Below are 25,653 nucleotides of genomic sequence, written 5' to 3' on the forward strand. Positions count from 1 at the left end.
TGGAGCCCGACATGGCCGACTTTCCCCACCGCAGCCACTGGCAGGCGTTGTCGCAGCAGCTTTCGATGCCCGGCCAGGCCTTCATCGATGGCCGCTACACCGACGCCGCCAGCGGCGCCCGCTTCGACTGCATCAGCCCCATCGATGGCCGTGTGCTCGCGGCGGTCGCCGACTGCGATGCACAGGACGTGGAGCGCGCAGTGCTGGCGGCGCGGCGTGCCATGGAATTTCCCGTTGCTGATGGCCTGCTGGAAGATCGCGCCGGCACTGGCGATGGGCAATTCGGTGGTCCTCAAGCCGTCCGAGCGTTCGCCACTGTCGGCGTTGCGGCTGGCGGCGCTGGCGGCCGAGGCGGGCCTGCCGGACGGAGTGCTGAACGTGCTGCCCGGCCATGGTGCGCGCGTGGGCGAGCCCTTGGCGCTGCACATGGATGTGGACGTGCTGGCCTTCACCGGTTCCACCGCCACCGGTGCGAAGCTGCTGGAGTATGCAGGACGGTCCAACCTCAAGCGGGTCTGGCTGGAATGCGGTGGCAAGAGCCCCCACCTGGTGTTCGCCGACGCGCCGGACCTGGACGCAGCGGCCAAGGCCGTGGCGCAGGGCATCTTCTTCAACCAGGGCGAAGTCTGCACCGCCGGCTCGCGGCTGCTGGTGCAGCGCTCGATCCGTGAGGACTTCGTGCACCAGGTGATTGCCTATGGCCAGCACATGCAGCCCCACCATCCACTGGAGGCCGATGCACCGATGGGTGCGCTGGTCGACGCCGCGCAAGTGGACAAGGTGCTGGCCGATATCGCCCGTGCCGAAGGCGAGGGCGCTCGTCTGCTGATGGGGGGCCATCGGGCCGAGGTGGAGTCCGGCGGCTGCTACGTGCAGCCCACGGTGTTCGACCAGGTGCGTCCGGACCACGCGTTGGCACGCGAGGAAGTATTCGGGCCGGTGCTGGCCGTACTCGGCTTCGACGACGAGGCTGAAGCGGTGCGCCTGGCCAACGACAGCCGCTACGGCCTCGCCGCCGGCCTGTGGACGCGTGACCTGGGCCGCGCCCATCGTGTCGCACGCCAGCTGCGCGCCGGCAGCGTCTGGGTGAACGGCTGGGACGGTGGTGACATGACCGCCCCGTTCGGTGGCTACAAGCAGTCCGGCAACGGCCGGGACAAATCGCTGCATGCGTTCGACAAGTACAGCGAGATCAAGGCCACCTGGATCCAGTTGTAACGACGCGCCCGCCGAGCGCTTTTCGTAGAGCCGAGCCCACGCTCGGCTGCTGTTTGCTCTTTGTAGAGTCGAGCCATGCTCGACTGCTCTTCGCGAAATGCAGCCGAGCATGGCTCGGCTCTACAAAATGCGAAAAGCCGTCGAGCAAGCTCGACGCCACAGTAATGCGACTACCGGCAACGCGCGCTCACCTGCAGCACCGCCGCACGCAGCATGTCGCGGTCGGCTTCTTCGACGGCGTTCTGGAAATAGTCCATGTCCTGCTTGCCCAGCTCGCACGGGTCGACGATGTAGCCCGGTGGCCACAAACCCAGCAGTTGCGCGACGCCATGCACGATCTGCTCGGGGGTCATCTGCCGACGGATCGGGAAGTAGTTGCGGCGCGCCGCGAATGCCGGGTGTATCTCGCGGCGACCAATAAGACGCGGAGCGACACCCGCAGCGCTGATGCCGTCACCACCGTCGATGCTGCCCGCAGGCAGACTCAGGATCAGTGGCGCCACCGCAGCCGCGTTTTCCGCGGCAGGCTGGGCGCTGTCTGCCTGCGCAACCGGGGCAGGGCGGGGCATCACCGATGCGGCCGGACGCGTCATCTGTGCGGAGGGCAAGGTCGGCTGCTTGGCTACCGGCGTCGGCAGTTCCGGTGGCAGCCAACGCAGCAAGATCCGTGGGCCGTCGTCGCTGCGCAGTTCGATCCGGCCGCTGTCCAGCAGCCACAGAGCAAGCCCGCCATGCACGAGCAGTACCACCAGCCACGCCGCCATCCGCGGCAGCTTCGGCGAATCGGACCACGACAGCGCGACTGCAGTCATCGGCAAAGCGTCCATGCAGAGACCGGTGGCGCAGCCTAGCGGGTGGCCCGAAAAATTCCGTTGGCATCGGTGTCGGCTGAAACCATCGCCCCGTGCGGCCATCGGCCCGTGGCAGAATCGGGCGATCCGCCGTTACCCGTGTTGCCGATGTCGACGATCACCGCTGCCGCGCCGTCCGTGAATTCCCCCCGTCGTGTCCTGCTGGCCAGCCTGATCGGCACCACCATCGAATTCTTCGATTTCTACATCTACGCCACGGCCGCCGTGCTGGTGTTCCCGCACCTGTTCTTCCCGGACAGCAGCGAGCAGGCGGCGCTGCTGCAGTCACTGGCGACCTTCGCGGTCGCGTTCATCGCGCGCCCGGTGGGCTCGGCAGTGTTCGGCCACTTCGGTGACCGTATCGGCCGCAAGGCCACGCTGGTGGCCGCGCTGCTGACCATGGGCCTGTCCACGGTGCTGATCGGCCTGTTGCCCACCCATGCACAGATTGGCCTGTGGGCCCCCGCGTTGCTGGCGCTGTGCCGCTTCGGCCAGGGCCTTGGGCTGGGTGGCGAGTGGGGCGGGGCGGTGCTGCTGGCCACTGAGAACGCACCGCCGGGCAAGCGCGCCTGGTATGGCATGTTCCCGCAGCTGGGTGCGCCGCTTGGCTTCCTGCTGTCGGCCGGCATTTTCCTGGTGCTCGGCCGCTGCCTGAGCCAGGACGACTTCCTGCAGTGGGGCTGGCGTATTCCGTTCGTGGCCAGCGCGCTGCTGGTCGGCCTTGGCCTGTGGGTGCGCCTGAACATCCACGAGACACCCGATTTCAAGAAGGCACTGGAGCGCAAGGCGCCGGTGCGGCTGCCGATGTGGACGGTGCTGCGTGACCATCCGGTGCCGATGCTGCTGGGCACCCTGGGCGCGTTCGCCACCTTCGTGCTGTTCTACCTGATGACGGTGTTCAGTCTCGGCCATGGCACTGCAGTGTTGGGCTACAGCCGCGAGCAGTTCCTGCTGATGCAGATGGCCGGCATGCTGTTCTTCGCGCTGGGCATCCCGCTGTCGGCGCGCTATGGCGACCGTTGGGGCACGCGGCGCACGATGATCGTTGCCAGCGTACTGATCGTCGGCTTCGGTGTGCTGTTCGCACCGCTGTTCCAGCCGCACAGCCCGTGGCTGGTCACTGGCTTCCTGTGCCTGGGCCTGTTCCTGATGGGCCTGACCTACGGCCCCTGCGGCACTTTCCTGGCCGAGATCTACCCGGTGGAGGTGCGCTATACCGGCGCGTCGCTGTCATTCAACCTGGCCGGCATCCTCGGCGCGGCGCCAGCGCCGTATCTGGCCACCTGGCTGGCCGAACGCTTCGGCCTGGTCGCGGTGGGCTACTACCTGTGCCTGACCGCGGTGGCGACCCTTTGCGCGCTGGTGGCACTGCACCGGCGCGCGCTGCGGCTCAACCAAAGAAGCGCTTGAGCGTGCGCCCCAGCCAACCGCCGCCCTGGTGTTCGCGGGCGAACTGGTTCAGGTGCGCCTTGACCTGTTCGGCATAGGCCTGGTCATCACCGCGGATGTGGTTGAACAGCCAGCGCGAGAGCATGGTGCGCAGCTCGTCACTGATGTCCTCGCCGGCCTGGAAGCGCATGCGGTATTCCGATACCCGCTTGATGAAGACCTCATGCACGCGCTTGTGCGCGGCACAGAACGGATAGCCCGCTTCCTCCATCAGCTCTTCCTCGAACGCGAAGTGCGACATGGTGTAGTCCACCACCTCATCGATCACTTCACCCACCGCTGCACGCTGCATGCTGGCCTGGGCCACGTGCAGGTGGTTGAGCATCTCGATGATGCGGCGGTGTTGTTGGTCGATCACATCGATGCCGATGTTCAGATCGTCCTGCCAGACCAGTAGTGCCATCCCCGGCTCCCCTTCATGCGTATGTCGGGGCCGACTGTAGAACTGCCGCGCGGGTGCGGCGTTGATCTGGATCAAAGCGGGCCGGTCAGGGCAGGGCAGGCTCGCGTGGGCGCAGCGGGCTGGCCACCGTGGTGCAGCTGACCCGGTTGCGGCCACCGGCCTTGGCCAGGTACAGCTGGCGGTCGGCCTCGGAGATCAACCGGTGCAGTGCATCACGCTGCGGGCGCAGGCAGCACAGGCCGATGCTCACGGTCATGCGCAGGGTGGCGGTGCCGATGTCCACTTCCAGCGCGGCGATGCGCTGGCGCAGTTCCTCGAAGTACAGCAGCGCCTCGTCCTGTTCCATGTCCGGCACCAGCAGGCAGAACTCCTCGCCACCGAAACGTGCGATCAGGTCCTGGCTGCGCGCATGTGCGGCCACCGCGCCGGCCACCGCACGCAGTGCATCGTCGCCGGCTTCATGGCCATGGGTGTCATTGATGTGCTTGAAGTGGTCGATGTCGATCATCGCCACCGCCACGCACTGGCCATGCAGCTGCAGCTGCGGCAGCTGGCGCTGGCTCTGCTCCAGGAAGCAGCGGCGGTTGGGCAGGCCGGTCAGGAAGTCGCGGGTGGCCAGATCCTGCAGGGTGCCGATCAGTTCCAGCTGGTCCACGTTCTGCGAGACACGGCAGAAGAATTCCTCGCGCGAAAAGGGCTTTCGCAGGAAATCGTTGGCGCCGTTCTTCAGGAAGCGTGGGATCAGCGAGGCATCGGTATTGCCGGAGATGCCGATCACCGCCACCTTGTCGCGCGAGCGCAGGGTACGCAGGCGGCGGGTGAACTCCACGCCCTGCATGCCGGGCATTTCCTGGTCGACCACCGCCAGGCGGATTGCCGGATGCGCCTCGATGGCAGCCAGGCCCTCGTTGCCGTCGGCGGCTTCATGCACCTCATGGCCGTACATGCGCAGCAGGGCCGCAGCGTAGCCACGCGCAGACGGCGAATCGTCCACCACCAGCGCGGCGATGCGGCGGTTGCGTTCCAGCCGCTGCACCAGCCACACCAGGTAATCGATGCTGCCGGGGGTGTTCTTCAGCACGTAATCGATGATCTGCTGCTGCAGCACGCGCTTCCGCAGGTCCTCGTCGTACACGCCGCTGACCACCACCGTTGGCAGGTCGCGCTTGAGGAAGAACTCGACCACCGCATCGCGGTCGCCATCGGCCAGCACCAGCCCGGTCAGCACCAGGAACCAGCCACCGCCTTCGCTCAGCAGGCGATCGGCTTCGGCCAGGGTGGAGGCGATCACCACCGGCAGTTCCAGGCGCTGCTCGATCGCCTCGCGCAGCATACCGGTGAAGGCACGGGAGTTTTCGACCAGCAGGATCCGCTGTGGCAACGGATCGGCCAGGTCGCCATCGACGGCGGCCTGCGGCAGCACGGGCATGATGCGGTGGCTCACGAAGGAGGGCTCGGCACGGATAGCGGCGGTTTCGGGTGTAACTTTAGGACGAAAACGTCCGTGCTCGTCGTTTGGCCCATTGCTCAGATGGGAAGCGGTTAGTATCAGCTGGAGGTTCTCGATTTCAACTTCGACCTGGAGGTCACTGTGCGATTTTTATGTTTTGGTGCGGCTACTGGATTTCTGATGATTGCCGCTGCCCCGGCAATCGCGGGCGGTCCCTCGGATTTTCATGGAAAGCCATTGGCTACGGCTGGGTTGGGGCAGGCCAGTCCGGCTGCGGTCAATCTCAGCCAGGACCCCAGCTGGCAGCTGTATGGATTCCAGCGTGATGGCATTACCTATTTGCAGGTGAACGACCTCCTCGGAAACGTGCAGCTGATTATCGGCAACGCAGGGGGGACCTACTGGGTGCTGCCGGCAGGCAACAATGCGACCAAGGTTTCGCTGCCCCAGCAGAAGATCCAGATACCGGCAGGCGCCAGCCGCTCGCAGATCTACAGCGGCAGCGATTTTTCGCTGGTGCGTTATCGTAGTGGCGGCGAGGTCATCTGGTCGGTTGAAACACCGTAAAGACGTAGAAGTGCGCAGCGGTGTCGGGATATCCTGCGCCGCTGCGCTTGCCGCGATGAACGCGGCAGAGGGCGATTATTGTAGGGCCGGCCCTTTGGCGGACACCGGCCATCAGATCTGGGTCTGCGAGTTTCCCTGCCCGGAGGTGGTCACGTGATCCATAGCGTTGAACGATGCAATGCCGATGGCGGCGGAGTCACCCGTCTCCACCATCGCCATCCGTATCCGATTCCGATGGCACTGCACTGTTCCGCCATAGGCAATCGTGCGGCCAGCCAAGCGCTCGACCGTGGCGGTGACGGTTGACGGTGACAGGCTGCGGTATGAATCCAGCAGTGCGACCGTCATCAGGATGCCGCGGCGTCCTCCTCTCCTGCCGCAACGCACGCGGATGCTGATCTGACCGGATTCCCTGTTGATCAACAGCGAAACGGCATCGGTGAGGGCGCGATAGGCGGCCAGCTGCAGGCCGACACTGAGCTGACAGGGATCGCCGAGCAATCGAGGGCGCATCACGCGATGGCTCAGGTCCCAGGTTTCGCGTACGCCGCCGGCCTGGAGGGCGACGTAGAGCCCAAGATGTTCCAGTGCTGCGGGATAGACCATGCTGGTTTGTTCGCGGAACTGTCGCGAATGGACCGAAGCCATATGCAGGAGACTGTTCGCTATCGTGGGATGGCCATGCGCATTGAGCCAATTCACCACCTCGCTGAGCGAGGTGTCGATGCCGTCCCCCAGCTTCCTCAGGTGTCGCGCGCGCTCACGGAGATCAAGCTCGCTTGCCACCAGTGAATTGCGCGCGTGCTTGAGCGCATCTCTTTCACCCACTTCGCCCAATCGCGAACGGTGGTAGTAGTGGGTGATGCGCGACCCTAACACCAGCAGTGCAGCGCCGGTGACCGCCATGATCTGCTGGGTCGCGAACGCAGCTGGATCGAACGCACCCGTGTAGGGGCTTGGGGTGGTCAGGCCAATGATCAGGTTGAGCGACGGTACTCCGATCGCCGCACCTCGCCAGCCATACAGACAGGTGAGCACGACGACCGGCAGCGCCATCAGCAGCTGCATCGATGTCTTGGCGTTGGCTTCGTCCAAGGGCAGCTGTGCGGCATACAGGCCAATTATGGCCATCAGCGTCAGGGCAGCGAGTGCAGGCGGGGCGAAACCTGATGTCCAACGGGCGTTGCCGGTCCGGCGTGTCCACAGCAACGCAAGCGGTGCAAGGGTCAGTATGCCGATGAAGTCGCCAACGACCAGGCGCGCGATGCTCGCAAGTACCGGCATCTCCGGAGGTGTCGGCCACAGAAGGTGTGCCAACATCAGATTGAGCGCCGTGACCACCAGTGCCGAAGCCGCCGCGACTGAAATCAGCCATGCATTCTTCGTGGTCACCATCATTTTCCGGTGCAGATGCACGATCAGCATCACTGCAGGCATCAGCAGTGCCGAACCAAGCACTATCCAGGCCAGTCCATACTTCTCGATCATTGGCACGCGCATCTGCGCAAAGTAGGCGTATTCGCCCAGCAGCAGGTACGGCCACCATCGAGGCGGGAACAACAGCACCGCAGCCACGCGGACGCCGGCGGGCAGGTAGAACTGGTCGAGCGACAACTGGCGAGACGCCCAGCATGCGATGGCGTACAACAGCGCAAGGACCAGCCCCGCCGGGCGGATACGCAACTTCAACTGCAGGCCTTCATTCCACCAGTTCAATCGCACATCTCCCTCTAGTACGTTCCCTGTCAGCATCCATTCGCCGCGGGACCCGGTTCTGAGGGACGGTATCGGCATGAAATAGATAATGCAATTGCCGATGCGATCTGCCGATCAAATGAGAATTCCGTCACGCCCTTCTGGATGAGTGCTCTTCACATGCTGTGGAGGTCCGGGAATTGCCAGTTCTTCGGAATCTCTCCGTGTCAGCTCACTGTTTCACCACAACGCATCCCGCAGCTTGTACCACGACATCGCCGCCACCAGCAGCGGCGTGCGCAGCAGCCGGCCGCCAGGGAAGGGGGCATGCCGCAGGCGCTGGAACACGTCCAGGCGCTCACTCTGGCCTGCAATGGCGGCGGCGATCACCTCGCCGGCCAGCCCGGCGGCGGCCACCCCATGGCCGGAGAACCCCTGCGCGAAGTACAGATTGCCGTCCAGTCGACCCCAATGTGGGGCGCGGTTGCGGGTAATGTCCACATAACCGCCCCAGACCTGCTCCAGTGCCACGTCGGCCAGCTGCGGGAATACCTGGTGCATGCGCCGCTGCATCACCCTGCGCAGGCCGGGCGGGGGCAGTGCTGAATAGCTGGCACGGCCACCAAACAGCAGGCGGTGGTCGTGGCTGAGACGGAAGTAGTCCAGTGCCCAGGCGGTGTCGGCCACGGCCATGTTGTTGCCGATCAGGGCATGGGCGCGCTCGGCACCCAGCGGCGCGCTGGCGCCGATATAGGTGCCGACCGGCATGATCCGCCGTTCCAGCTCGGGCAGCAGGCCCTGCAGCCAGGCGTTGCCGGCCACCACCAGATGCGCGGCGCGCACGCTTCCCTGCGCGGTATGCAGGGTGGGCTGCGGTCCGCGCTGCACGCGGGTCACTGCGGAGTTCTCATGGATCACCGCGCCGGCCGCACGCGCCGCATCGGCCAGTCCGCGGGCATAGGCCAGGGGCTGCAGATGCGCGCTGAGCGGATCGAACATCGCGGCGCGGTAGCGCGGGCTGTCCAGCTGTGCGCGCAGGGCATCACGGTCCCACCACTGCATGGGGTAGTCGTAGTGGCGTTGCAGATGCTCGCAGTTAGCCCGCAGGTCGCGCTCATGGCGTTCGCGGATGGCGACGCTGGCGTGGCCTTCCACCCAATGGCAGTCGATGCCGTGGCGATCGATGCGTGTGCGCATTGCCTGCACCGCGTCGCGTGACCAGTCGAACAGGTGGCGCGCATCATCACGACCGAGCTGACGCTCCAGCTCGTCCACCTCGCAGCCATAGCCGACCAGCGCCTGGCCACCGTTGCGACCGGACGCGCCCCAGCCGATCCGCTGCGCGTCCAGCACCACCACGCGCTGGCCGCGCGTAGCCAGTTCCAGGGCTGCGGTCAGGCCGGTATAGCCGGCGCCCAGCACCGCGACATCGGCCTGCACATCCCCCCGCAACGAGGGCAGTGCGGGCGGTTCGGGCAGGCTGGCGGCGTACCAGCTGGGCGGGAAGGCGGCGCTCACCGCAGGCCTCGCGGGCGCAGTGCGGGAGGGGGGAGCGGGGGAGGACGATCAGCATTCACCCGCGTAGTTTCGCCGATGCGTGACAGCCATGGTGTGACGGCGACGACTTGCCGCCTTCGCCGGGCGACGGGTAACGTGTCGGCACGTCAAGGAGTTTTTCCATGCGCCGCCTGCCCTGGGTGGGCCTGCCCACCGACAGTACCGTGCTCGGCCATCACCGCTTCGCGGCGGCCGGCGAGAAGTACGTGCGCGCGCTGGCCGAGGCCGCCGAAGTGACCCCGGTGGTGCTGCCGAGCCTGCAGCCTCCTTTGCCGGTTGGCGACTGGCTGCAGGGGCTTGATGGCCTGCTGTTGACCGGCGCGGTCAGCAACATCGAACCGCAGCACTACGAGGGCGGTCGCAGCTGGCCGGGCAATCTGCATGACCCGGCCCGTGATGCCAATGCGTTCGCGTTGCTTCGTGAGGCTTTGGCGCAGGATCTTCCGGTACTGGCGATCTGCCGCGGCTTCCAGGAACTGAACGTCGCGCTGGGTGGCAGCCTGCATCCGCAGGTACACGCGGTGCCTGGCCTGGCTGACCATCGCGAAGACCCGCAGGCGCCGGTGGAGGTGCAGTACGGACCGGCCCACGCGGTTACCCTGGTTGCCGATGGCTGGCTGGCGCAGTGGCACGGCAGCGACCGGGCGCAGGTCAATTCGGTGCACGGGCAGGGCATTGCCCGCCTCGCGCAGGGCCTGCAGGTCGAGGCCGTGGCCGACGATGGGCTGGTCGAAGCGGCACGCAGCCTGCACCATCGTTTCGTGCTCGGCGTACAGTGGCACCCGGAGTGGCGTGTCATGCAGGCGCCGTTCTATCACGCTATTTTCCGTGCGTTCGGCCAGGCTTGCCGGCAGCACCAACAGAACCGACTGGATTCCCGATGAGTTCCCGAACGCGCCCGCGCAAGACGGCCACGCCCCCCGCACCGCAGGAAAGCACGCTGCTGCGCTGGCTGAAGGAGCGGCGCATCACCGAGGTGGAGTGCCTGGTGCCGGACATCACCGGCAACGCGCGCGGCAAGATCATTCCCGCCGACAAGTTCTCGCACGACTACGGCACGCGCCTGCCTGAGGGCATCTTCGCCACCACCGTCACCGGCGAGTTCCCTGACGATTACTACGAGCTGACCTCGCCGTCCGACTCGGACATGATGCTGCGCCCCGATCCGGACACGGTGCGTATGGTGCCGTGGGCGGCCGACGCCACCGCGCAGGTCATCCACGATTGCTACACCAAGAGCGGTGAGCCGCACGAACTGGCGCCGCGCAACGTGCTGCGCCGCGTGCTGGCAGCCTACGCCGAGCTGGGCCTGCGCCCGGTGGTGGCGCCGGAGCTTGAGTTCTTCCTGGTGCAGAAGAACACCGACCCGGACTTCCCGCTGCTGCCACCGGCCGGCCGCTCCGGGCGCCCGGAGACCGCGCGGCAGTCGTACTCGATCGACGCGGTCAACGAGTTCGACCCGATCCTCGACCTGATGTACGACTACGCCGATGCGATGAAGCTGGACGTGGACACGCTGATCCACGAATCCGGTGCGGCGCAGCTGGAGGTCAACTTCACCCATGCCGATGCGATGGACCTGGCCGACCAGGTATTCCTGTTCAAGCGCACCATGCGCGAGGCGGCGATGCGCCACGGGGTGTACGCCACCTTCCTGGCCAAGCCGATGGAAAACGAGCCGGGCAGTGCCATGCACATCCACCAGAGCCTGGTGCGGATGAGTGACGGCAGCAACGTTTTTGCCGGTGATTCCGATGCCGAGGGCGAGTTCAGCCCAGTGTTCGGCCATTACCTGGGTGGCCTGCAGAAGTACGCGCCGCAGGCGATGGCGTTCTTCGCGCCGAACGTGAACTCCTACCGCCGCCTGGTGTTCGGCGAGGTCTCGCCGAGCAACGTGCACTGGGGCTTCGACAACCGTACCTGCGGGCTGCGCGTGCCGCTGGATACGCCGGAAAACATGCGCGTGGAGAGCCGTTTCGCCGGCTCCGACGCCAACCCGTACCTGGCAATGGCGGCCACCCTGGCCTGCGGCCTGCTGGGCATCCGCGAGCGGTTGGCACCGGATGCGCCGGTGACCGGCAGCGCCAAGGAACTGGGCTACAACCTGCCGCGCTCGCTGGGCGAGGCGCTGGACGGGCTGGAGCAGTGCAGCGAGCTCCAGGCCCTGCTGGGCGAGCGTTTCTGCCGCGCCTACATCTCGGTCAAGCGCAAGGAATACGAGACCTTTTTCCGCGTCATCAGCTCGTGGGAGCGCGAGTTCCTGCTGCTGAACGTCTGAGCATCTGGAATAGAAAAATCCGCCGCCGGGGGGTAGGCTGGCACCCGTCGCCGGCACCACCGGCCCCCCTTCCCGCATTCTGGAGCACCCGATGAAGCTGCGTATCCTCACGCTCGGCCTGGCCTCCGCCATGCTTGCCGCCTGTGGCGGTGGCAACGGCGGCGCGCAGGACAGCCAGGTCCTGAACGTCTACAACTACAGCGATTACATCGCCGAGGACACCATTCCGACCTTCGAGAAGGAGAGCGGGATCAAGGTGACCTACGATGTGTTCGACAGCGATGAGATGGTCGAGACCAAGCTGCTGGCCGGCAACAGCGGCTACGACGTGGTGGTGCCGACGCTGAACTTCTTCGGCCGCCAGATCCAGGCCGGCGTGTTCCTGCCGCTGGACAAGAGCAAGATCCCGAACCTGGCCAACCTCGATCCGGCGGTGATGAAGCGCATCGCCACCCAGGATCCGGGCAACCAGTACGGCGTGCCGTACATGATCGGCACCACCGGCATCGGCTACAACGTGGACATGCTGAAGCAGCGCTTCGGTGGCAGCACCGACATCGCCAACAGCTGGGACCTGGTGTTCAAGCCGGAGAACATCAGCAAGATGAAGGACTGCGGCGTGACCATCCTGGACACGCCGGCCGACATGATCCCGATCGCGCTGCATTACCTGGGCCTGGACCCGCACAGCGGCGACCCGGCCGAACTGCAGAAGGCGGCCGACCTGCTGAAGTCGATCCGCCCGTACGTTCAGAATTTCCACTCCTCGCAGTACGTGGGTTCGCTGGCCAACGGCGGTACCTGCCTGGTGGTCGGCTGGTCCGGTGACATCATCCAGGCCCGCGACCGCGCCGAGGAAGCCAGCAATGGCGTGCACGTGGCTTATTCGATCCCGAAGGAAGGTGCGCCGCAGTGGTTCGACATGCTGGCGATCCCGAAGGACGCCAAGCACCCGGAAGCGGCTTACAGGTTCATCAACTACCTGCTGGAACCGAAGGTCGCTGCGGCCAACACCAACTTCATCCACTACGCCAACCCGATCCCGACCGCAACGCCGCTGGTGGACGAGGCGATCCGCACCGACCCGACCATCTATCCGCCGGCGGATGTTGCCGAGAAGATGTTCACCTACTCGATCAACACGCCGGAGACCGACAAGCTCTACACCCGGCTGTGGACCGAGGTGAAGACCGGCCGCTGAGCCGGTCTGGCGCCGTCGGGCCTTGCCCGGCGGCTCCCTTAACCTGCGCCGAAGCCGGTACTCCCGCTTCGGCCAAGGTGCTGCAGGATGGCCGGCAGCAGGTCGCGTGCGTCGCGGCCGCCGTTGCACAGGAACGACGAACTCATCCGCTGCAGGTTGTGCATGCCGATGAAGAACAGCCCCGGCTGCGGGGAAACACCGAAGTCGCCAAGCGGATAGCCGTGTGCATCCAGCACGCCCTGCACGTCGAGCCAGGGCCATTCGGCGACGAAGCCGGTGGCCAGTACCACCGCGCGGATCCCCGCAGCCTTCAGGTCCAGCTTGCATGGGGACGGTTCCGGCTCCCAGTGCAGGTAGACCTCTTCGGGAATGTAGCGGGCATCGTCGGTGCGCGGTTCGGGCCGCGTGGCGTAGTACGCGCTGGCCAGCGAATCGAGATAGGCATATTCGGCCCGCGTCGCCTCGATCGCGGTATGCAGCTGCGGGCGGACATCGGCGAAGCGGGCGGTGTTTCCGCTGAATTCCTGCAACCGGCCCAGCAACCTGATGCCTGCGCGGTGCATCGCCAACAGGCTGATCGAACTGCCCAGGCCGGCGCTTCCCTTGCCGGATATCAGCGGGAACTCCGCAGTGCGGGCCTTGCGCAGCGCGTCCGGCCCACCCGCCAGTACTCCCGCCGATTCGCTCACGTGCTGGTGGATGCGCCCGGCCATGTCCCACCAGGTCATCGAGTCCTTGCCGCGCAGCCGGCGGGTGTGCGAATGCCGCTGGGCCAGTGACCAGTACACGCTGCGACCACCGTCGCGCAGGTCCTGGGCGATCTGCGCGCCGGACTGGCCGCCGCCGATGACCAGCACCGCGCCCTCGGGTAGCTGGCCGGGACTTCGGTAGTCGCTGGAGTGCAGCACGGTGAGGCCTGGTGCGGGCGCGAAGGGGGCCCGGGGCAACCGCGCCCGGCGGTATTCACCGGTGGCGACCACCACCGCCTGGGCATGGATCAGCCCCCGGCTGCTGTCGATGTCATAACCACCGGACTCGGGCCCGACCCGATGGACCACGCACCCCTCGCTGATCGGCAATGCGCGCTCGTCGGCATAGTCGCGCAGCCGTCGGATCACTTCCGGGGCCCCCATGAACCCTTCCGGGTCATCCCCGGCATAGGCATGGCCATGAAGGGCCATGGTCGCGTTGGCGGTGTTGGTCTGGAACGAATCCCAGCGCCGCCGCCAGCTGGCACCCACGGTTTCGGCCTCCAGCACGCGATGCTCGACGCCGGCCTCCTGCAGGAGCGCGCTGAGCGACAACCCGGCCTGGCCGGCGCCGATGATGACCAGCGGCAGCGGTGCAGGCAGGCAGCCCGGCAGGCGGGGCGGGAAAGGGGAGGGGCTGTCCGGGGAAATCACAGGGTCGGTCCATGCAAGGCCTAGATCCGGGGCATTGCGCGGGGAATGTCCCGGGCTTTCAATGGATCACGCTCTGAAAAATGTTGCAGATCGGGCTGCCGCCCGTGGTGTCAGGTCGGGACGGCCGCCCGGGCGTCGAAGAGAGCCCGGGCCTTCCGGCGGACAGGCCAGCATGGCGGGGGAAAACCGACACCCCTCGAGGCCCCGAGGCCGCCCACCGGCCGGTTCCACCTGCTGCCGTCATATCCCCTGCGGCCCCCGGCCGGTAGAATGGCGGCCGCTGTCCACCGCCCGCTCCCGGAGCCCCCATGCCCGTTGAAGCCCAGCCGGTAGCCGCCGTCGTCGACACGACCGGTGCGCCCGGCTATCTCTCCATTCGTGATTTGCGCAAGGAATTCGACGGTTTCGTCGCCGTCGACGACGTCAACCTGGACGTGCGCAAGGGCGAGATCTTCGCCCTGCTCGGTGGCTCCGGCAGTGGCAAATCGACCCTGCTGCGCTGCCTCGGCGGCTTCGAGACGCCCACCAAGGGCAGCATCACCCTCGATGGCCAGCGCCTGGACGCGCTGCCGCCGTACCAGCGGCCGGTCAACATGATGTTCCAGTCCTACGCCCTGTTCCCGCACATGACGGTCGAGCAGAACATCGCCTTCGGCCTGAAACAGGATGGCCTGGGCAAGGACGCGATCAGCAAGCGCGTCGGCGAGATGCTCGACCTGGTGCAGATGGGCCACTTGGGCAAGCGCAAGCCGCACCAGCTCTCCGGCGGCCAGCAGCAGCGCGTGGCGCTGGCGCGGTCGCTGGCCAAGGGGCCGAAGCTGCTGCTGCTGGACGAGCCGATGGGCGCGCTGGACAAGAAGCTGCGCTCGCAGATGCAGCTGGAACTGGTCAGCATCATCGAATCTTCGGGGGTGACCTGCGTGATGGTCACCCACGACCAGGAAGAAGCGATGACCATGGCCACCCGCATCGCGGTGATGGATGCCGGCTGGATCCAGCAGGTCGGCAAGCCGGACGAGGTCTACGAACAGCCGGCCAACCGCTTCGTCGCCGAGTTCATCGGTTCGGTCAACCTGTTTGACGGGGTGATCGACGAGGACCTGCCCGAGTACGTCACCGTGCGCTCGCCGCTGTTCCCGGCGCCGATCTACATCGCCCATGGCATCACCGGCTACGAAGGGCAGCCGGTGGCGTTCGCGCTGCGCCCGGAAAAGGTGATGATCGGCAAGGACGAGCCGGAAGGGCACACCAACAAGGCCCAGGGCGTGATCGAGGACATCGCCTACTTCGGCAGCCATTCGGTCTACCACGTGCGCCTGCCCAGCGGTGCCAAAGTGCTGGCCAACTTCGCCAACTCGCAGCGCTGGGCCAGCGATGGCCTGACCTGGGGCGACAGTGTGTGGGTGCACTGGCGCGACAACGACGGCGTGGTGCTGACCTCATGAGCACGGCCGGCCTGAAGCGCTGGCTGCCGGGGCTGCGTGCCACGGTGATCGGCATTCCGTACCTGTGGCTGCTGCTGTTCTTCGCAGTGCCGTTCCTGATCGTGCTGATGATCAGCTTCTCGCTCAGCCGGGTCGGCTCGCCGCCGTACACCTGGCTGCTGCAGTACGTGGATGGCGGCTTCTCGCTGAAGCTGAACCTGGAAAACTACCTGGCGCTGTTCCGCGATTCGATCTATGCGCAGGCCTTCCTGAGCTCGATCAAGATCGCGGCGATCTCCACCTTCCTGACCCTGCTGATCGGCTACCCGATGGCCTATGCCATCGCCCGCCTGTCACCGGCCGCACGCAACGTGGCGATGATGCTGGTGGTGCTGCCGTCGTGGACCTCGTTCCTGATCCGCGTGTACGCGTGGAAGGCGATCCTGGACCGCAACGGCCTGCTCGACCAGTTCCTGCAGTTCACCGGCCTGCAGACGCTGATGACGTCGATGGGCCTGCCGAAACTGCAGCTGATCGACACCCCGACCGCCGCCTACATCGGCATCGTCTACTGCTATCTGCCGTTCATGGTGCTGCCGCTGTACGCCAATCTGGTCAAGCATGACCACCGCCTGCTGGAAGCGGCCTACGACCTCGGTGCCAAGCCGTGGCAGGCGTTCCTGCGCATCACCCTGCCGTTGTCGAAGGCGGGCATCATCGCCGGCTGCATGCTGGTGATGATCCCGGCGGTGGGTGAATTCGTGATCCCGGAAATGCTCGGTGGTTCGGAGACACTGATGGTCGGCCGCCAGCTGTGGAACGAGTTCTTCAACAACCGCAATTGGCCAGGCGCCTCGGCGATGGCGGTGGCGATGATCCTGTTGCTGCTGGTGCCGATCCTGCTTTTCAACCGTTCCCAGCAGCGCCTGCTGGAAGGGAAGCAGGCATGAGTCCGCGCACCGGCAAAGGCCTGGCGCTGGGCGTGCTGCTGCTCGGCTTCGCTTTCCTGTACCTGCCGATCCTGCTGTTGATGTTCTATTCGTTCAACAGCTCGCGGCTGGCGATGGTCTGGGCCGGGTTCTCCACCCGCGCCTACAGCGACCTGTTCGCCGACCGCGCGCTGATGGAGGCGATGTGGACCAGCCTGGTGGTGGCGTTCTGGACTGCGTGTACCGCTACTGTGCTGGGTACGCTGGCGGCGATGGTGATGACCCGTTTCAAGCGCTTCCGCGGCAAGCCACTGTTTGGGGCGCTGGTCACCGCGCCGCTGGTGATGCCGGACGTGATCCTGGGCTTCTCGCTGATGGCGCTGCTGGCATCGATGGGCGCGATTCCCGGCTTCCCGGCGCGTGGCCTGGCCACCATCTGGATCGCGCACGTGACCTTCACCCTCTGCTTCGTCACCGTGGTGGTGTCCTCGCGCCTGCAGGAAATGGACCTGTCGCTGGAAGAAGCGGCGATGGACCTGGGCGCCAGCCGGTTGACCGTGTTCACCCGCATCACCCTGCCGATCATCGCGCCGGCGCTGGTGGCGGGTTGGCTGCTGGCCTTCACCCTGTCGCTGGATGACGTGGTCGTGGCCAGCTTCGTGGCCACGCCGGGCTCGACCACGCTGCCGATGAAGGTGTTCGCCTCGGTGCGCATGGGCATCAGCCCGAAGATCAACGCATTGGCCACGCTGCTGGTGTCGGCGGTGTCGATCGCTGCGGTGATCGGCTGGTACATCAATGCCCGCGCCGAGAAACGGCGCCAGCGCGACCTGCAGCTGGCGCGGCAGGACAACGGCTGAGCACACGGTCCGTCGACAGCGCCGGCAACACCCGGCTCACGGACAGCGACGCACAATGGGGGTCTTCCAGATGGAGATCCCCCATGACCGTCGAGATCATCGACCCGGCCACCGGCCAGGTGACCTACCGCCATGAACTGATGGGCGCTGCCGACATCGAGCAGCGCCTGCAGGCCGCCGCCGATGCCTTCCCCGGCTGGGCCGAGCGTTCACTGCAGGAACGCGGCGCGATCCTGCGCCAGATCGCGGCGCAGCTGCGCACGCGCCGCGACGACCTGCAGCAGGCGATGACCCACGAGATGGGCAAGCTCAAGGCCGAGGCGCTGGCCGAGGTCGACAAGTGCGCGGCGGCCTGCGAGTACTACGCCGACCACGCCGCCGACTATCTCAAGCCGCAGCTGATCGATACCGAAGCCCAGCGCAGCTACGTGCGCTACGAGCCGATCGGCTGCGTGTTCGCGGTGATGCCGTGGAATTTCCCGATCTGGCAGGTGTTCCGTTTCCTCGCCCCGGCGTTCATGGCTGGCAACGTCGCCCTGCTCAAGCACGCCAGCAACGTGCCGCAGTGCGCCGACCTGATCCTGGCGGTGTGCCGTGACGGCGGCCTCCCTGATGGCGTGTTCGACGTGCTGCACATCGACAACGACCAGGCCGCCGACGTGCTGCGCGACGCACGGGTGAAGGCGGTGACGCTGACCGGCAGCGAGCGGGCAGGGCGCTCGATCGCCTCCAATGCCGGCAGCCAGCTGAAGAAGTCGGTGATGGAGCTGGGTGGCAGCGATGCCTTCGTGGTGCTCGACGATGCCGACCTCGACAAGACCGTGGCCGCAGCGGTGAAGTCGCGCTTCGACAACAGCGGCCAGACCTGCATCGCGGCCAAGCGCTTCATCGTGGTCGAGGCGGTGGCCGATGAGTTCACCCGTCGCTTTGTGGAGGCGGCGGGCGAGCGCCAGTACGGCGATCCCGACAAGCCTGGCACCACGCTGGCACCGATGGCTCGCGCCGACCTGCGTGACGAACTGCACAAGCAGGTGCAGGCCAGCGTGGCCAAGGGCGCGCAGGTGCTGATCGGTGGTGAGCCGATAGCCGGCACCCATGCCGGCTATCCGGCCACGGTGCTCGACCAGGTCGGCCCGGGCATGCCGGCGTATGACGAGGAGCTGTTCGGGCCGGTGGCCGCGGTGATCCGGGTCAAGGATGAGGCCGAGGCACTGCGCGTGGCCAACGACACCCGCTTCGGCTTGGGCGGCAGCGTGTGGACCGGCGATCCGGTACGCGGCGAGCGCTTCGCGCAGCGCATGGAATGCGGTGCGGCGTTCGTCAACGCCATCGTCAGGAGCGACGCGCGGCTGCCGTTCGGCGGCAGCAAGCAGTCAGGCTTTGGTCGGGAGCTGGCTGACCATGGCATCCATGAGTTCATGAACATCAAGACCGTCTACGTGGCTTGATCCCGAGCGGTAGTGCCGGTCGCTGGCCCGCATTGCCCTGATTGCCGGCCAGCGGCCGGCACTACCAGAAGCGGGTCATGTGCCACCACCAACGGTCGGGGCCTACCGGATTGCGGGGTATCGACGCCCCCCGTGCATGGTGGGTATCGACCGTTGGTCGATACGCGCTACAACCACTTCGCGCGCTTGAACAGCCGGTACAGCCCTACGCAGACGCCGCCCACGCCAACGATCATCAGTGGGTAGGCCCACGGTTGGCTCAGCTCCGGCATGTGGCTGAAGTTCATGCCGTACCAGCTGGTGATCAGCGTCGGCGCCGCCAAGAGTGCGGCCCACGCACCCAGCCGCTTGACCGTCTCGCCCTGCGCCAGTGTCACCAGCGAAAGGTTCACGCTCAGCGCGGTGCCCAGCATCTCACGCAGGGTGTCGATCACATCGCTGATGCGCACCGCATGGTCATGCACGTCACGCACGTACAGCTTCACTTCGTCCGGGATCAGTTCGCCCTGGTAGCGGCGCAGCTGCGCAAGCACGTCCTGCAGTGGCGCCACTGCCATGCGCATCTTGTTCAGTTCGCGCTTGAGCTCGTACAGGCGCACCACGGTGCTGCGCTTGTAATTCTCGGCGAAGATGTCCTTCTCCAGCAGGTCCAGGGTATCGCGGAAGCGGTGCACGATCGGCAGATAGTTGTCGACCACGAAGTCGGTCACCGCATACAGGCAGTACGACGGGCCCATTTTCAGCAGCTGCGGCTCGCGCTCGACGCGTGCGCGCACTGGCGCGTAGGACAGCGAGGCGCCGTGGCGCACCGTCACCAGGAAGCGCGGGCCGAGGAAGGCATGGGTTTCGCCATACTGGATGCGCTCGTCGACCATCTGCGCGGTGGTCACCACCACGAACAGCGAATTGCCGTAGGCCTCGACCTTGGGCCGCTGGTGTGCGTTGCGCGCGTCTTCGATGGCCAGGTCGTGCAGGCAGAATTCTTCCTGCAGTTTCAGCAGCACATCGTCGTTGGGATCGTACAGGCCGACCCACACGAAGCCATTGCCACTGGCGATGACATCGCTGATGGCGTCCAGGCTGATGTCGTGGCGTTTGCCCTCGTCATCGTAGTGGACGCAGTTGATGACGCAGGTAGGGTTGGCCGAAGCCGGGGCGGAAGCGGAGGCGGGCAATGACATGCCCGCCATCGTGCGTCAGGGCCGTGTTTCGGACAAGTGAGGACGGCGCCCCAGCACCCACGCCAGGGCCGCGTGCACCGGCAGCAGCAGCACGATCCACTGCACGTTGTACTGGGCCTGCAGGCTCAGCCAGTGCAGCACCAGTGCGGCCACCGCCTGTACCGCCAGCAGCCACAACATGATGCTGAACATGCGTCCCGGCAGGCGCCGGCGCAGCAGCGCGATCGCACCGGGCAGCAGCAGCACGGCCAGCGGCGAAAGCAGCAGCAGGTTGCGGTTTGCCCACGCGGCGTAGTGGATGCTGAAGCCCCACAGGAACACCAGCACGCCACCCAACAGAGCGCACAGCAGCCAGAACGGCAGTGCCAGCCCGGCCAGCAGGCGCGGGCGGTTGCGCAGCGCCAGCACGCCAGCGGCGATCACCAGGCCGCACAGCAGCCACGGCCACCAGCGGCGTGCGAACTCCTTCGGCTCCGGATCGATGCGGTGCGGCAACAGTTCCTGTTCGGCCTGCACCAGCGGCCGGCCATCGCTGTTGCGTGCCTGGCGCAGGGCATCGGCCAGGCGCATCGGGACGAACGCTTCCTGCCAGCGCGACAGCGGCTGGTCGGCGAACGGCCCCAGGCCCACATCGAAGCCCAGCCACATCCATGGTGCCGGCGAGGCCAGACGGACCGATTCACTGCGATAGGTGTTGCCACGCGAGCGCCCCGACAGCTGCGACTGCAGGCCACCACCCAACGCCTTGTCGAGGGTGTCGCGCACCATCGTGGCGCAATTGGCGGTGTAATAGTCGTAGTGGTAGCGCGCGTTTTCCGGCTTGGCCCGCTCGGCCAGGTCAGCGGCCAGCGCACGCGCCTGGTCCGGGCGCAGGTCCAGCCATTGCACGCTGGCACCGCGGCCGGTCTCGTCGTAGTACGACAGGTCCTGCTGCAGCGGCAGCGCCACCAGGTAATACATCATGTCGCCACGTGCGAAGCGGCTGATGAAATCGTCCTCGGAGGGGTCGAAGTAGCCGAAGTTGTACGAGGTTGCGTCGCCGCTGAGCGGATCGACCACCACGATGGCGTCATGGCCGAAGCGTTCGAAGAACACCGTGCCCGGCTGCATGGTCACCACGCCGATGCGCGGAGCAGGGGCTTCAGCGCTGGCCGCGGGCACGGCAGGTGTGGCCGGCGCCGGCTGCGCGAAGGCGGCCAGCGGCAGGGCCATGGCCAACACGTAGAGTGTCAGCCACACCATGAGGATCAGGCCGCGGCGCTTCAAGCGTCGTCCTGCGCGTCCGGCGGCAGCACGGTCACGTGGAAGGCCTGTACCCGGCGCGCATCGGCGCGGGCCACGCGGAACATGAAGCGGTCCAGTGCCAGCTCATCGCCGACTTCCGGCAGATGGCCCACGGCCTCGGTGACCAGGCCACCGATCGTGTCGTAATCCTCGTCGGAGAACATTGCGCCGAAACGCTCGTTGAAGTCGCCGATCGGGGTCAGCGCGTCGACCACGTACTGTCCGTCGGACTGGATGGCGATCTGCGCCGACGGGTCCTCGGCCTCGTCATGCTCGTCGTCGATCTCGCCGACGATCTGTTCCAGCACGTCCTCGATGGTGACCAGGCCGGCGACACCGCCGTACTCGTCGACCACGATGGCCATGTGGTTGCGCGACAGGCGGAACTCCTTCAGCAGCACGTTGAGCTTCTTCGCCTCCGGAATCAGCACTGCCGGGCGCAGCAGCTCGCGTACGTTGGCCGGGCCGTTGTCGGCGACCACGCCGCGCAGCAGGTCCTTGGCCAGCAGGATGCCAAGGATGTCGTCCTTGTTCTCGCCGTGTACCGGGAAGCGTGAATGGCCGGATTCGACCACCTGCTTCATCAGTTCCAGGAAGGGCGCTTCAACCGGCAGCGAGACCATCTGCGAGCGCGAGATCATCACGTCGCCCACGGTCAGCTCGGCCACCGAAATGGCGCCTTCCATCATCTTCAGGGTATCGGCGGCGATCAGGCCTTCTTCCTGCGCGGTGTGCAGGACAGCGACCAGCTCGTCGCGGGTATGGGGTTCGCCGGAGAAGGCGGAGGTCAGGCGTTCAAGCCAGCCGCGCTTCTTTTCACTGTGCTCCGCAGGGGAGCTACTACTGTCGTCTTCTGACATCTCTGGAAAAAAGGCACCCGGCAGGCCGGGCGTTGACCCAAGTCTAGCAGGATGTGACGGCCTGTCAGTGACTGCCGGTGGCCGGGGCTGGGGCGGCCGCAGCCGGCTCCTCCTCGGGCAGGTCCAGGCTGTAGGTGCAGCCGGCCAGGGTCTTGCCCGGGTGGGAGGCCACGGTGGAGACGCTGAGGATGATCGACTCGATCTGGGCCTCGCCGGTCTTCGGGTCGGTCACGTCGCGGCTGACCAGCTCGCGGCCGGCCATGAACTTGCCGTCCTGGTCGTAGCCGGTCTCCAATTCCAGCCGTTTGGCCAGCGGGCGTGGGTCGGCCTGGTCGAGGACGGCCATGACGCTGGCGCCGGCCACCGCCACCCGATCGGTCTGTTGGCCGAAGACGGTGATCGGGCTGGCCAGCCGGAACTCGCTCATGAACTGGTTGCCCTGCGGCAGCGGCTGCAGGCCCTGGGCCACGGCCTTCAGCGGATCGGCCAGCAGCGGCGCCAGCGCGGCCTGCTCGGCCACGCCCTGGCGGCATTCGATCAGGGCCGGCAGGTCGACGCTGGAAGCGAAGGCGGATGGGACCGCAAGGGCACACAGCAGGGGCAGGCAGCAGCGCAGTGACACGGGCGGTTTCCGCAGGCGAAGGGCACCCATCATAGCTCCGGTGAGCGCCTGAACAGCCCGCTGAGAAGGCGCAGGAAACCGGTCATCGCCCGCCGCACGACCATCAGTGAGAGGGTAAGCACGACCGCGAGCATGGTGATCTGCATCGATTGCCCCGCGATGCGCACCACCGCCGGCCACAGGCCCGGGCTGGTCAGCCAGGGCAACATTTCCGATGCGGCTGTCCTGGCCACTTTCACGTAGATCACGGCCAGCACGAACAGCACCAGCAACGAGGTGCGGCTGGCATGGAAGAACGGAAGCGCGTTGACCGGCCTGCCAAGCCGCTGCTGCAGCAGCGTTCGCCACAGCACCGGCAGGGTCAAGGCACCGACCAGTATCAGCACCATCGACGTTTCCCACAGCCCGGGCAGGTGGACGGGTTCTGCTCTACCCGTAAGGTGGGGGCCGATCATGCCGGTCGCCAGCCCGGCCAGCAGGCACAAGGGCGAGAGCAGGGCCAGGCTGCGCAGCAGCCAGTGCCTGCCGCTGGGGTCGCCGGCGCTGATGCGGCGCACGGTGTACGCGCCCAGCACCAGCAGGCCTGCGAACAGGCCCGCACTCATTGCAATCGCCGTGAAGCTGTTTCCCGAGGTCATCCTTGGTTTCCTTGTGCCGCCATGCCAGGCGGCAAACAATTGCGCAGCGCGCGGACCGGCACCTGCAGCACGGCTGGGTCAGGGCGATCGGCGCTGCGATGCCGCTGGGTACCAGCGCAGCCTGACCGGGTAGCCCAGCAGCGCCTGCAGGTGGTCGCGCACGGTCGCCGCCGTTGCGCGCGCGCCAGCGGTATCCCGGAGTTCCAGCTCCAGTTCACCGGTCATGACGTCCAGGCCATAGCCGGTCAGACCGGGCAGCTGCGGGATGAACCAGCCCTGCTGCGCCTGAAGACGGCGCTGCATCTCCGCTTCGGTCATTGAAGCGCCGATGATATAGCGCACGCGTTGCGGGCCGTCCGCCCCTGGATGGGTCTCATCCGCCTCGGAGGCTGGGCCAGTCAATCGCACGACGACGGTCCAACCCGTCGCATTGTCCACCCACATGCCGGCCAGGCGTGCCGCGTGGCGCGCCCTCAAGCGTTCCATCAATGCGTGCTGCTGCGCCTCGGCGACCGCCTGGCGGGCCGTCTGTTGGCTGACGTCAAAGAAGGCCTGCACCTCGGCGACTTTGGCGGCAATGTCGGCCGCGCTGTCGCTGGCCGGGAACGGCGACGGTCGTTCCCGGTCGGGGTCGATGCCCGGGGCAGTGGTTACCTGCAGAAGAGCGGCGATGAGTGCGGGCAACAGCGCGATGGGGTTGTCCTCCGTGATGAACCCGGTGTGCGTGGTCGTCAGCGCTCGCCGGCGTAGGGATCGGCGATGCCGAGCTCGGCCAGGATGTCGCGCTCCAGCTGTTCCATCGCCTCGGCTTCCTTGTCGTCCTCGTGGTCCCAGCCAAGCAGGTGCAGCACGCCGTGCACGGTCAGGTGCGCGTAATGGGCGTTGAGCGCCTTGCCCTGTTCGTCGGCTTCGCGGGCCACCACCGGTGCGCAGATCACCAGGTCGCCGAGCAGTGGAAACTTGACGCCCTTGGGCAGGCCTTCGGGCACTTCGGCCGGGAAGCTGAGCACGTTGGTGGCGTAGTCCTTGCCACGGTAATGGCGGTTCAGCGACTGGCCTTCCTTGGCATCGACCACGCGGATGGCCAGATCGGCCTCGCGGATGCGGCCCTTCAACGCAGCGGCCACCCACTTGCGAAAGCTCACGGCCGCCGGCAGGCCGGCACGCGGCAGGGCATAACTGACGGCGACGTCCAGTCGCACGGGACCACGGGTCATGGCGTCGCTCCAGGCTGGATCTGATGCAGGTCGCGACGGTCGTAGGCGCTGACGATGCGCGCGACCAGCGGGTGGCGGACCACGTCGCGGGATTCGAAGAAGGTGAAGCTGACGCCCTCGACTTCACGCAGCACATCGATGGCGTCGCGCAGACCGGATTTCACGTGCTTGGGCAGGTCGGTCTGGGTCAGGTCGCCGGTGACCACCGCGGTGGAGCCGTAGCCCAGGCGGGTCAGGAACATCTTCATCTGTTCGATGGTGGTGTTCTGTGCTTCGTCCAGGATCACGAATGCATCGTTGAGCGTGCGGCCGCGCATGTAGGCCAGCGGCGCGATCTCGATGACGTTCTTCTCCAGCAGCTTGACCACCTTCTCCACGCCCATCATCTCGTACAGGGCGTCGTACAACGGTCGCAGGTAGGGATCGACTTTCTGGCTCAGGTCGCCTGGAAGGAAGCCCAGCTTCTCGCCGGCTTCCACCGCCGGGCGCACCAGGATCAGGCGCTGCACCCGCGATTCGTTCAGTGCTTCGACCGCGCTGGCCACGGCCAGGAAGGTCTTGCCGGTACCGGCCGGGCCGATGCCGAAGTTGATGTCGTGGGTGGCGATCTGGTGCAGGTAGCGGGACTGATTGGCGCCACGGCCACGTACCGTACCGCGCTTGACCTTGATCGCGACCTCCTGCGCTTCGTAGGAGCGTTCGGCGATCTGCTCGACATTGGCCTGCGCCAGGCGCAGATGGATGGCGTGGTTGTCGAAGACGGTCTCGCCGGCTTCGGCGTACAGCGCTTCAACCAGCTTCTGCGCCTCCACGATGGCTTCATTGGGCCCGCTGATGCGGAACACGAAGCCACGGTTTGCGATCTCCACGCCGAGCTTCAGCTCGATCTGGCGCAGGTGCCCGTCGAAGGGGCCGCACAGGTTGGCCAATCGCTCGTTGTCTTCCGGCGACAGGGTGAAGTCTCGATGATCGATGCTTTTCATTGCTTGGGGTGGGGCGGGTTCGCCGTCCACCGCGATGGACTTGGGATGACAAGGTTACGCGCGTACCGGGCATGCGGCCAGCAGCGGGCCGATACGCGGTTTTCCACACCCGGTGTGGAGGGGGGGCGCGAAAAC

General features: G+C 66.4%; 23 protein-coding genes and 1 pseudogene. 10 read left to right on the plus strand and 14 right to left on the minus strand.

What is annotated here, in order from left to right:
* Positions 1-11: 11 nt before the first annotated feature.
* Positions 12-1,218, plus strand: a pseudogene (locus AC5P8C_RS10745) (aldehyde dehydrogenase family protein).
* Positions 1,219-1,388: 170 nt separating this feature from the next.
* On the opposite strand, the gene AC5P8C_RS10750 reads toward AC5P8C_RS10745, so the two are convergent.
* The gene (locus tag AC5P8C_RS10750; protein ID WP_058979502.1) at positions 1,389-2,030 is read right to left on the minus strand and encodes a hypothetical protein; all 642 of its coding nucleotides are present in this window, start codon (positions 2,028-2,030) and stop codon (positions 1,389-1,391) included.
* A gap of 147 nt (positions 2,031-2,177) precedes the next feature.
* Here AC5P8C_RS10750 and AC5P8C_RS10755 point away from each other — a divergent pair, with 147 nt between their 5' ends.
* Entirely contained in the window at positions 2,178-3,479 is a 1,302-nt protein-coding gene (locus AC5P8C_RS10755) for an MFS transporter (protein WP_233653034.1), read from the plus strand.
* Here AC5P8C_RS10755 and AC5P8C_RS10760 read toward each other — a convergent pair.
* Positions 3,460-3,921 (minus strand): bacteriohemerythrin, encoded by a 462-nt coding sequence (locus tag AC5P8C_RS10760; RefSeq protein WP_004151683.1) that lies wholly within the window; start codon positions 3,919-3,921, stop codon positions 3,460-3,462. The genes AC5P8C_RS10755 and AC5P8C_RS10760 overlap by 20 nt on opposite strands.
* Before the next feature lie 85 nt (positions 3,922-4,006).
* Complete coding sequence (locus tag AC5P8C_RS10765; protein WP_012510568.1) at positions 4,007-5,350, minus strand: diguanylate cyclase; 1,344 nt, start codon at positions 5,348-5,350, stop codon at positions 4,007-4,009.
* Between the two features lie 201 nt (positions 5,351-5,551).
* Here AC5P8C_RS10765 and AC5P8C_RS10770 point away from each other — a divergent pair, with 201 nt between their 5' ends.
* The gene (locus tag AC5P8C_RS10770) at positions 5,552-5,938 is read left to right on the plus strand and encodes a hypothetical protein (protein WP_227199817.1); all 387 of its coding nucleotides are present in this window, start codon (positions 5,552-5,554) and stop codon (positions 5,936-5,938) included.
* A 111-nt stretch (positions 5,939-6,049) separates the two neighbouring features.
* Here the strand turns inward: AC5P8C_RS10770 and AC5P8C_RS10775 are convergent, their stop codons facing one another.
* Positions 6,050-7,660: an MASE1 domain-containing protein gene (locus AC5P8C_RS10775; protein ID WP_080112490.1), complete on the minus strand. Its 1,611-nt coding sequence runs from the start codon at positions 7,658-7,660 to the stop codon at positions 6,050-6,052.
* Positions 7,661-7,873: 213 nt separating this feature from the next.
* Positions 7,874-9,151: an NAD(P)/FAD-dependent oxidoreductase gene (locus AC5P8C_RS10780; protein ID WP_019659053.1), complete on the minus strand. Its 1,278-nt coding sequence runs from the start codon at positions 9,149-9,151 to the stop codon at positions 7,874-7,876.
* Positions 9,152-9,312: 161 nt separating this feature from the next.
* Between AC5P8C_RS10780 and AC5P8C_RS10785 the strand changes: the two genes are divergently transcribed.
* The 3 genes from AC5P8C_RS10785 to AC5P8C_RS10795 all read left to right on the plus strand — a co-directional run bounded on the left by AC5P8C_RS10785 (position 9,313) and on the right by AC5P8C_RS10795 (position 12,669).
* A complete protein-coding gene (locus AC5P8C_RS10785; RefSeq protein ID WP_019659052.1) occupies positions 9,313-10,074 on the plus strand; it encodes a gamma-glutamyl-gamma-aminobutyrate hydrolase family protein in 762 nt (253 codons plus the stop codon).
* The gene (locus AC5P8C_RS10790; protein ID WP_019659051.1) at positions 10,071-11,468 is read left to right on the plus strand and encodes a glutamine synthetase family protein; all 1,398 of its coding nucleotides are present in this window, start codon (positions 10,071-10,073) and stop codon (positions 11,466-11,468) included. Before AC5P8C_RS10785 ends, AC5P8C_RS10790 begins: the two co-directional genes overlap by 4 nt.
* A 91-nt stretch (positions 11,469-11,559) precedes the next feature.
* Complete coding sequence (locus AC5P8C_RS10795; protein WP_019659050.1) at positions 11,560-12,669, plus strand: polyamine ABC transporter substrate-binding protein; 1,110 nt, start codon at positions 11,560-11,562, stop codon at positions 12,667-12,669.
* A 38-nt stretch (positions 12,670-12,707) separates the two neighbouring features.
* On the opposite strand, the gene AC5P8C_RS10800 is transcribed toward AC5P8C_RS10795, so the two are convergent.
* Positions 12,708-14,072 (minus strand): flavin-containing monooxygenase, encoded by a 1,365-nt coding sequence (locus AC5P8C_RS10800; RefSeq protein WP_495218741.1) that lies wholly within the window; start codon positions 14,070-14,072, stop codon positions 12,708-12,710.
* A gap of 308 nt (positions 14,073-14,380) precedes the next feature.
* On the opposite strand from AC5P8C_RS10800, the gene AC5P8C_RS10805 reads away from it, so the two are divergent.
* The 4 genes from AC5P8C_RS10805 (at position 14,381) to AC5P8C_RS10820 (ending at position 18,733) form a co-directional block, all read left to right on the plus strand.
* Complete coding sequence (locus AC5P8C_RS10805; protein ID WP_010486163.1) at positions 14,381-15,517, plus strand: ABC transporter ATP-binding protein; 1,137 nt, start codon at positions 14,381-14,383, stop codon at positions 15,515-15,517.
* Positions 15,514-16,446 (plus strand): ABC transporter permease subunit, encoded by a 933-nt coding sequence (locus tag AC5P8C_RS10810; RefSeq protein WP_019659048.1) that lies wholly within the window; start codon positions 15,514-15,516, stop codon positions 16,444-16,446. The genes AC5P8C_RS10805 and AC5P8C_RS10810 overlap by 4 nt, the downstream gene beginning before the upstream one ends.
* A complete protein-coding gene (locus tag AC5P8C_RS10815) occupies positions 16,443-17,285 on the plus strand; it encodes an ABC transporter permease subunit (RefSeq protein WP_019659047.1) in 843 nt (280 codons plus the stop codon). The genes AC5P8C_RS10810 and AC5P8C_RS10815 overlap by 4 nt, the downstream gene beginning before the upstream one ends.
* Before the next feature lie 83 nt (positions 17,286-17,368).
* Positions 17,369-18,733 carry an NAD-dependent succinate-semialdehyde dehydrogenase gene (locus tag AC5P8C_RS10820; RefSeq protein ID WP_495218742.1) on the plus strand — a complete coding sequence of 455 codons (1,365 nt, stop codon included), beginning with the start codon at positions 17,369-17,371 and terminating at the stop codon, positions 18,731-18,733.
* 167 nt (positions 18,734-18,900) lie between these two features.
* Here the strand turns inward: AC5P8C_RS10820 and AC5P8C_RS10825 are convergent, their stop codons facing one another.
* The 8 genes from AC5P8C_RS10825 to AC5P8C_RS10860 all read right to left on the minus strand — a co-directional run bounded on the left by AC5P8C_RS10825 (position 18,901) and on the right by AC5P8C_RS10860 (position 25,518).
* Positions 18,901-19,923 carry a magnesium and cobalt transport protein CorA gene (locus AC5P8C_RS10825; RefSeq protein WP_134734922.1) on the minus strand — a complete coding sequence of 341 codons (1,023 nt, stop codon included), beginning with the start codon at positions 19,921-19,923 and terminating at the stop codon, positions 18,901-18,903.
* Between the two features lie 6 nt (positions 19,924-19,929).
* On the minus strand, positions 19,930-21,180 hold the full coding sequence (locus AC5P8C_RS10830; protein ID WP_019659044.1) for a lipoprotein N-acyltransferase Lnb domain-containing protein: 1,251 nt from the start codon (positions 21,178-21,180) through the stop codon (positions 19,930-19,932).
* On the minus strand, positions 21,177-22,058 hold the full coding sequence (locus tag AC5P8C_RS10835) for a CorC family transporter (protein WP_019659043.1): 882 nt from the start codon (positions 22,056-22,058) through the stop codon (positions 21,177-21,179). The genes AC5P8C_RS10830 and AC5P8C_RS10835 overlap by 4 nt, the downstream gene beginning before the upstream one ends.
* A 64-nt stretch (positions 22,059-22,122) precedes the next feature.
* On the minus strand, positions 22,123-22,710 hold the full coding sequence (locus tag AC5P8C_RS10840; protein ID WP_021203565.1) for a hypothetical protein: 588 nt from the start codon (positions 22,708-22,710) through the stop codon (positions 22,123-22,125).
* Entirely contained in the window at positions 22,710-23,318 is a 609-nt protein-coding gene (locus AC5P8C_RS10845) for a hypothetical protein (protein ID WP_495218743.1), read from the minus strand. The genes AC5P8C_RS10840 and AC5P8C_RS10845 overlap by 1 nt, the downstream gene beginning before the upstream one ends.
* A 78-nt stretch (positions 23,319-23,396) precedes the next feature.
* Positions 23,397-24,002, minus strand: coding sequence for a hypothetical protein (locus AC5P8C_RS10850; RefSeq protein ID WP_019659040.1), 606 nt, complete (start codon positions 24,000-24,002; stop codon positions 23,397-23,399).
* A gap of 47 nt (positions 24,003-24,049) precedes the next feature.
* Positions 24,050-24,535: an rRNA maturation RNase YbeY gene (gene ybeY / locus AC5P8C_RS10855; RefSeq protein WP_019659039.1), complete on the minus strand. Its 486-nt coding sequence runs from the start codon at positions 24,533-24,535 to the stop codon at positions 24,050-24,052.
* Positions 24,532-25,518 (minus strand): PhoH family protein, encoded by a 987-nt coding sequence (locus tag AC5P8C_RS10860; protein ID WP_019659038.1) that lies wholly within the window; start codon positions 25,516-25,518, stop codon positions 24,532-24,534. Before AC5P8C_RS10860 ends, ybeY begins: the two co-directional genes overlap by 4 nt.
* Between the last annotated feature and the right edge of the window lie 135 nt (positions 25,519-25,653).

It is taken from the genome of Stenotrophomonas sp. YJH_SMC_46 (assembly GCF_059370315.1).

What these genes read in the sequence shown, in the direction of transcription:
- AC5P8C_RS10795 (WP_019659050.1), top strand. Translation starts at nt 11,560, where the DNA reads ATGAAGCTGCGTATCCTCACGCTCGGCCTGGCCTCCGCCATGCTTGCC.
- AC5P8C_RS10755 (WP_233653034.1), top strand. Translation starts at nt 2,178, where the DNA reads ATGTCGACGATCACCGCTGCCGCGCCGTCCGTGAATTCCCCCCGTCGT.
- AC5P8C_RS10770 (WP_227199817.1), top strand. Translation starts at nt 5,552, where the DNA reads ATGATTGCCGCTGCCCCGGCAATCGCGGGCGGTCCCTCGGATTTTCAT.
- AC5P8C_RS10805 (WP_010486163.1), top strand. Translation starts at nt 14,381, where the DNA reads ATGCCCGTTGAAGCCCAGCCGGTAGCCGCCGTCGTCGACACGACCGGT.
- AC5P8C_RS10785 (WP_019659052.1), top strand. Translation starts at nt 9,313, where the DNA reads ATGCGCCGCCTGCCCTGGGTGGGCCTGCCCACCGACAGTACCGTGCTC.
- AC5P8C_RS10790 (WP_019659051.1), top strand. Translation starts at nt 10,071, where the DNA reads ATGAGTTCCCGAACGCGCCCGCGCAAGACGGCCACGCCCCCCGCACCG.
- ybeY (WP_019659039.1), bottom strand. Translation starts at nt 24,535, where the DNA reads ATGACCCGTGGTCCCGTGCGACTGGACGTCGCCGTCAGTTATGCCCTG.
- AC5P8C_RS10860 (WP_019659038.1), bottom strand. Translation starts at nt 25,518, where the DNA reads ATGAAAAGCATCGATCATCGAGACTTCACCCTGTCGCCGGAAGACAAC.
- AC5P8C_RS10760 (WP_004151683.1), bottom strand. Translation starts at nt 3,921, where the DNA reads ATGGCACTACTGGTCTGGCAGGACGATCTGAACATCGGCATCGATGTG.
- AC5P8C_RS10810 (WP_019659048.1), top strand. Translation starts at nt 15,514, where the DNA reads ATGAGCACGGCCGGCCTGAAGCGCTGGCTGCCGGGGCTGCGTGCCACG.
- AC5P8C_RS10750 (WP_058979502.1), bottom strand. Translation starts at nt 2,030, where the DNA reads ATGACTGCAGTCGCGCTGTCGTGGTCCGATTCGCCGAAGCTGCCGCGG.
- AC5P8C_RS10840 (WP_021203565.1), bottom strand. Translation starts at nt 22,710, where the DNA reads ATGGGTGCCCTTCGCCTGCGGAAACCGCCCGTGTCACTGCGCTGCTGC.
- AC5P8C_RS10765 (WP_012510568.1), bottom strand. Translation starts at nt 5,350, where the DNA reads ATGCCCGTGCTGCCGCAGGCCGCCGTCGATGGCGACCTGGCCGATCCG.
- AC5P8C_RS10825 (WP_134734922.1), bottom strand. Translation starts at nt 19,923, where the DNA reads ATGGCGGGCATGTCATTGCCCGCCTCCGCTTCCGCCCCGGCTTCGGCC.
- AC5P8C_RS10820 (WP_495218742.1), top strand. Translation starts at nt 17,369, where the DNA reads ATGACCGTCGAGATCATCGACCCGGCCACCGGCCAGGTGACCTACCGC.
- AC5P8C_RS10845 (WP_495218743.1), bottom strand. Translation starts at nt 23,318, where the DNA reads ATGACCTCGGGAAACAGCTTCACGGCGATTGCAATGAGTGCGGGCCTG.
- AC5P8C_RS10835 (WP_019659043.1), bottom strand. Translation starts at nt 22,058, where the DNA reads ATGTCAGAAGACGACAGTAGTAGCTCCCCTGCGGAGCACAGTGAAAAG.
- AC5P8C_RS10815 (WP_019659047.1), top strand. Translation starts at nt 16,443, where the DNA reads ATGAGTCCGCGCACCGGCAAAGGCCTGGCGCTGGGCGTGCTGCTGCTC.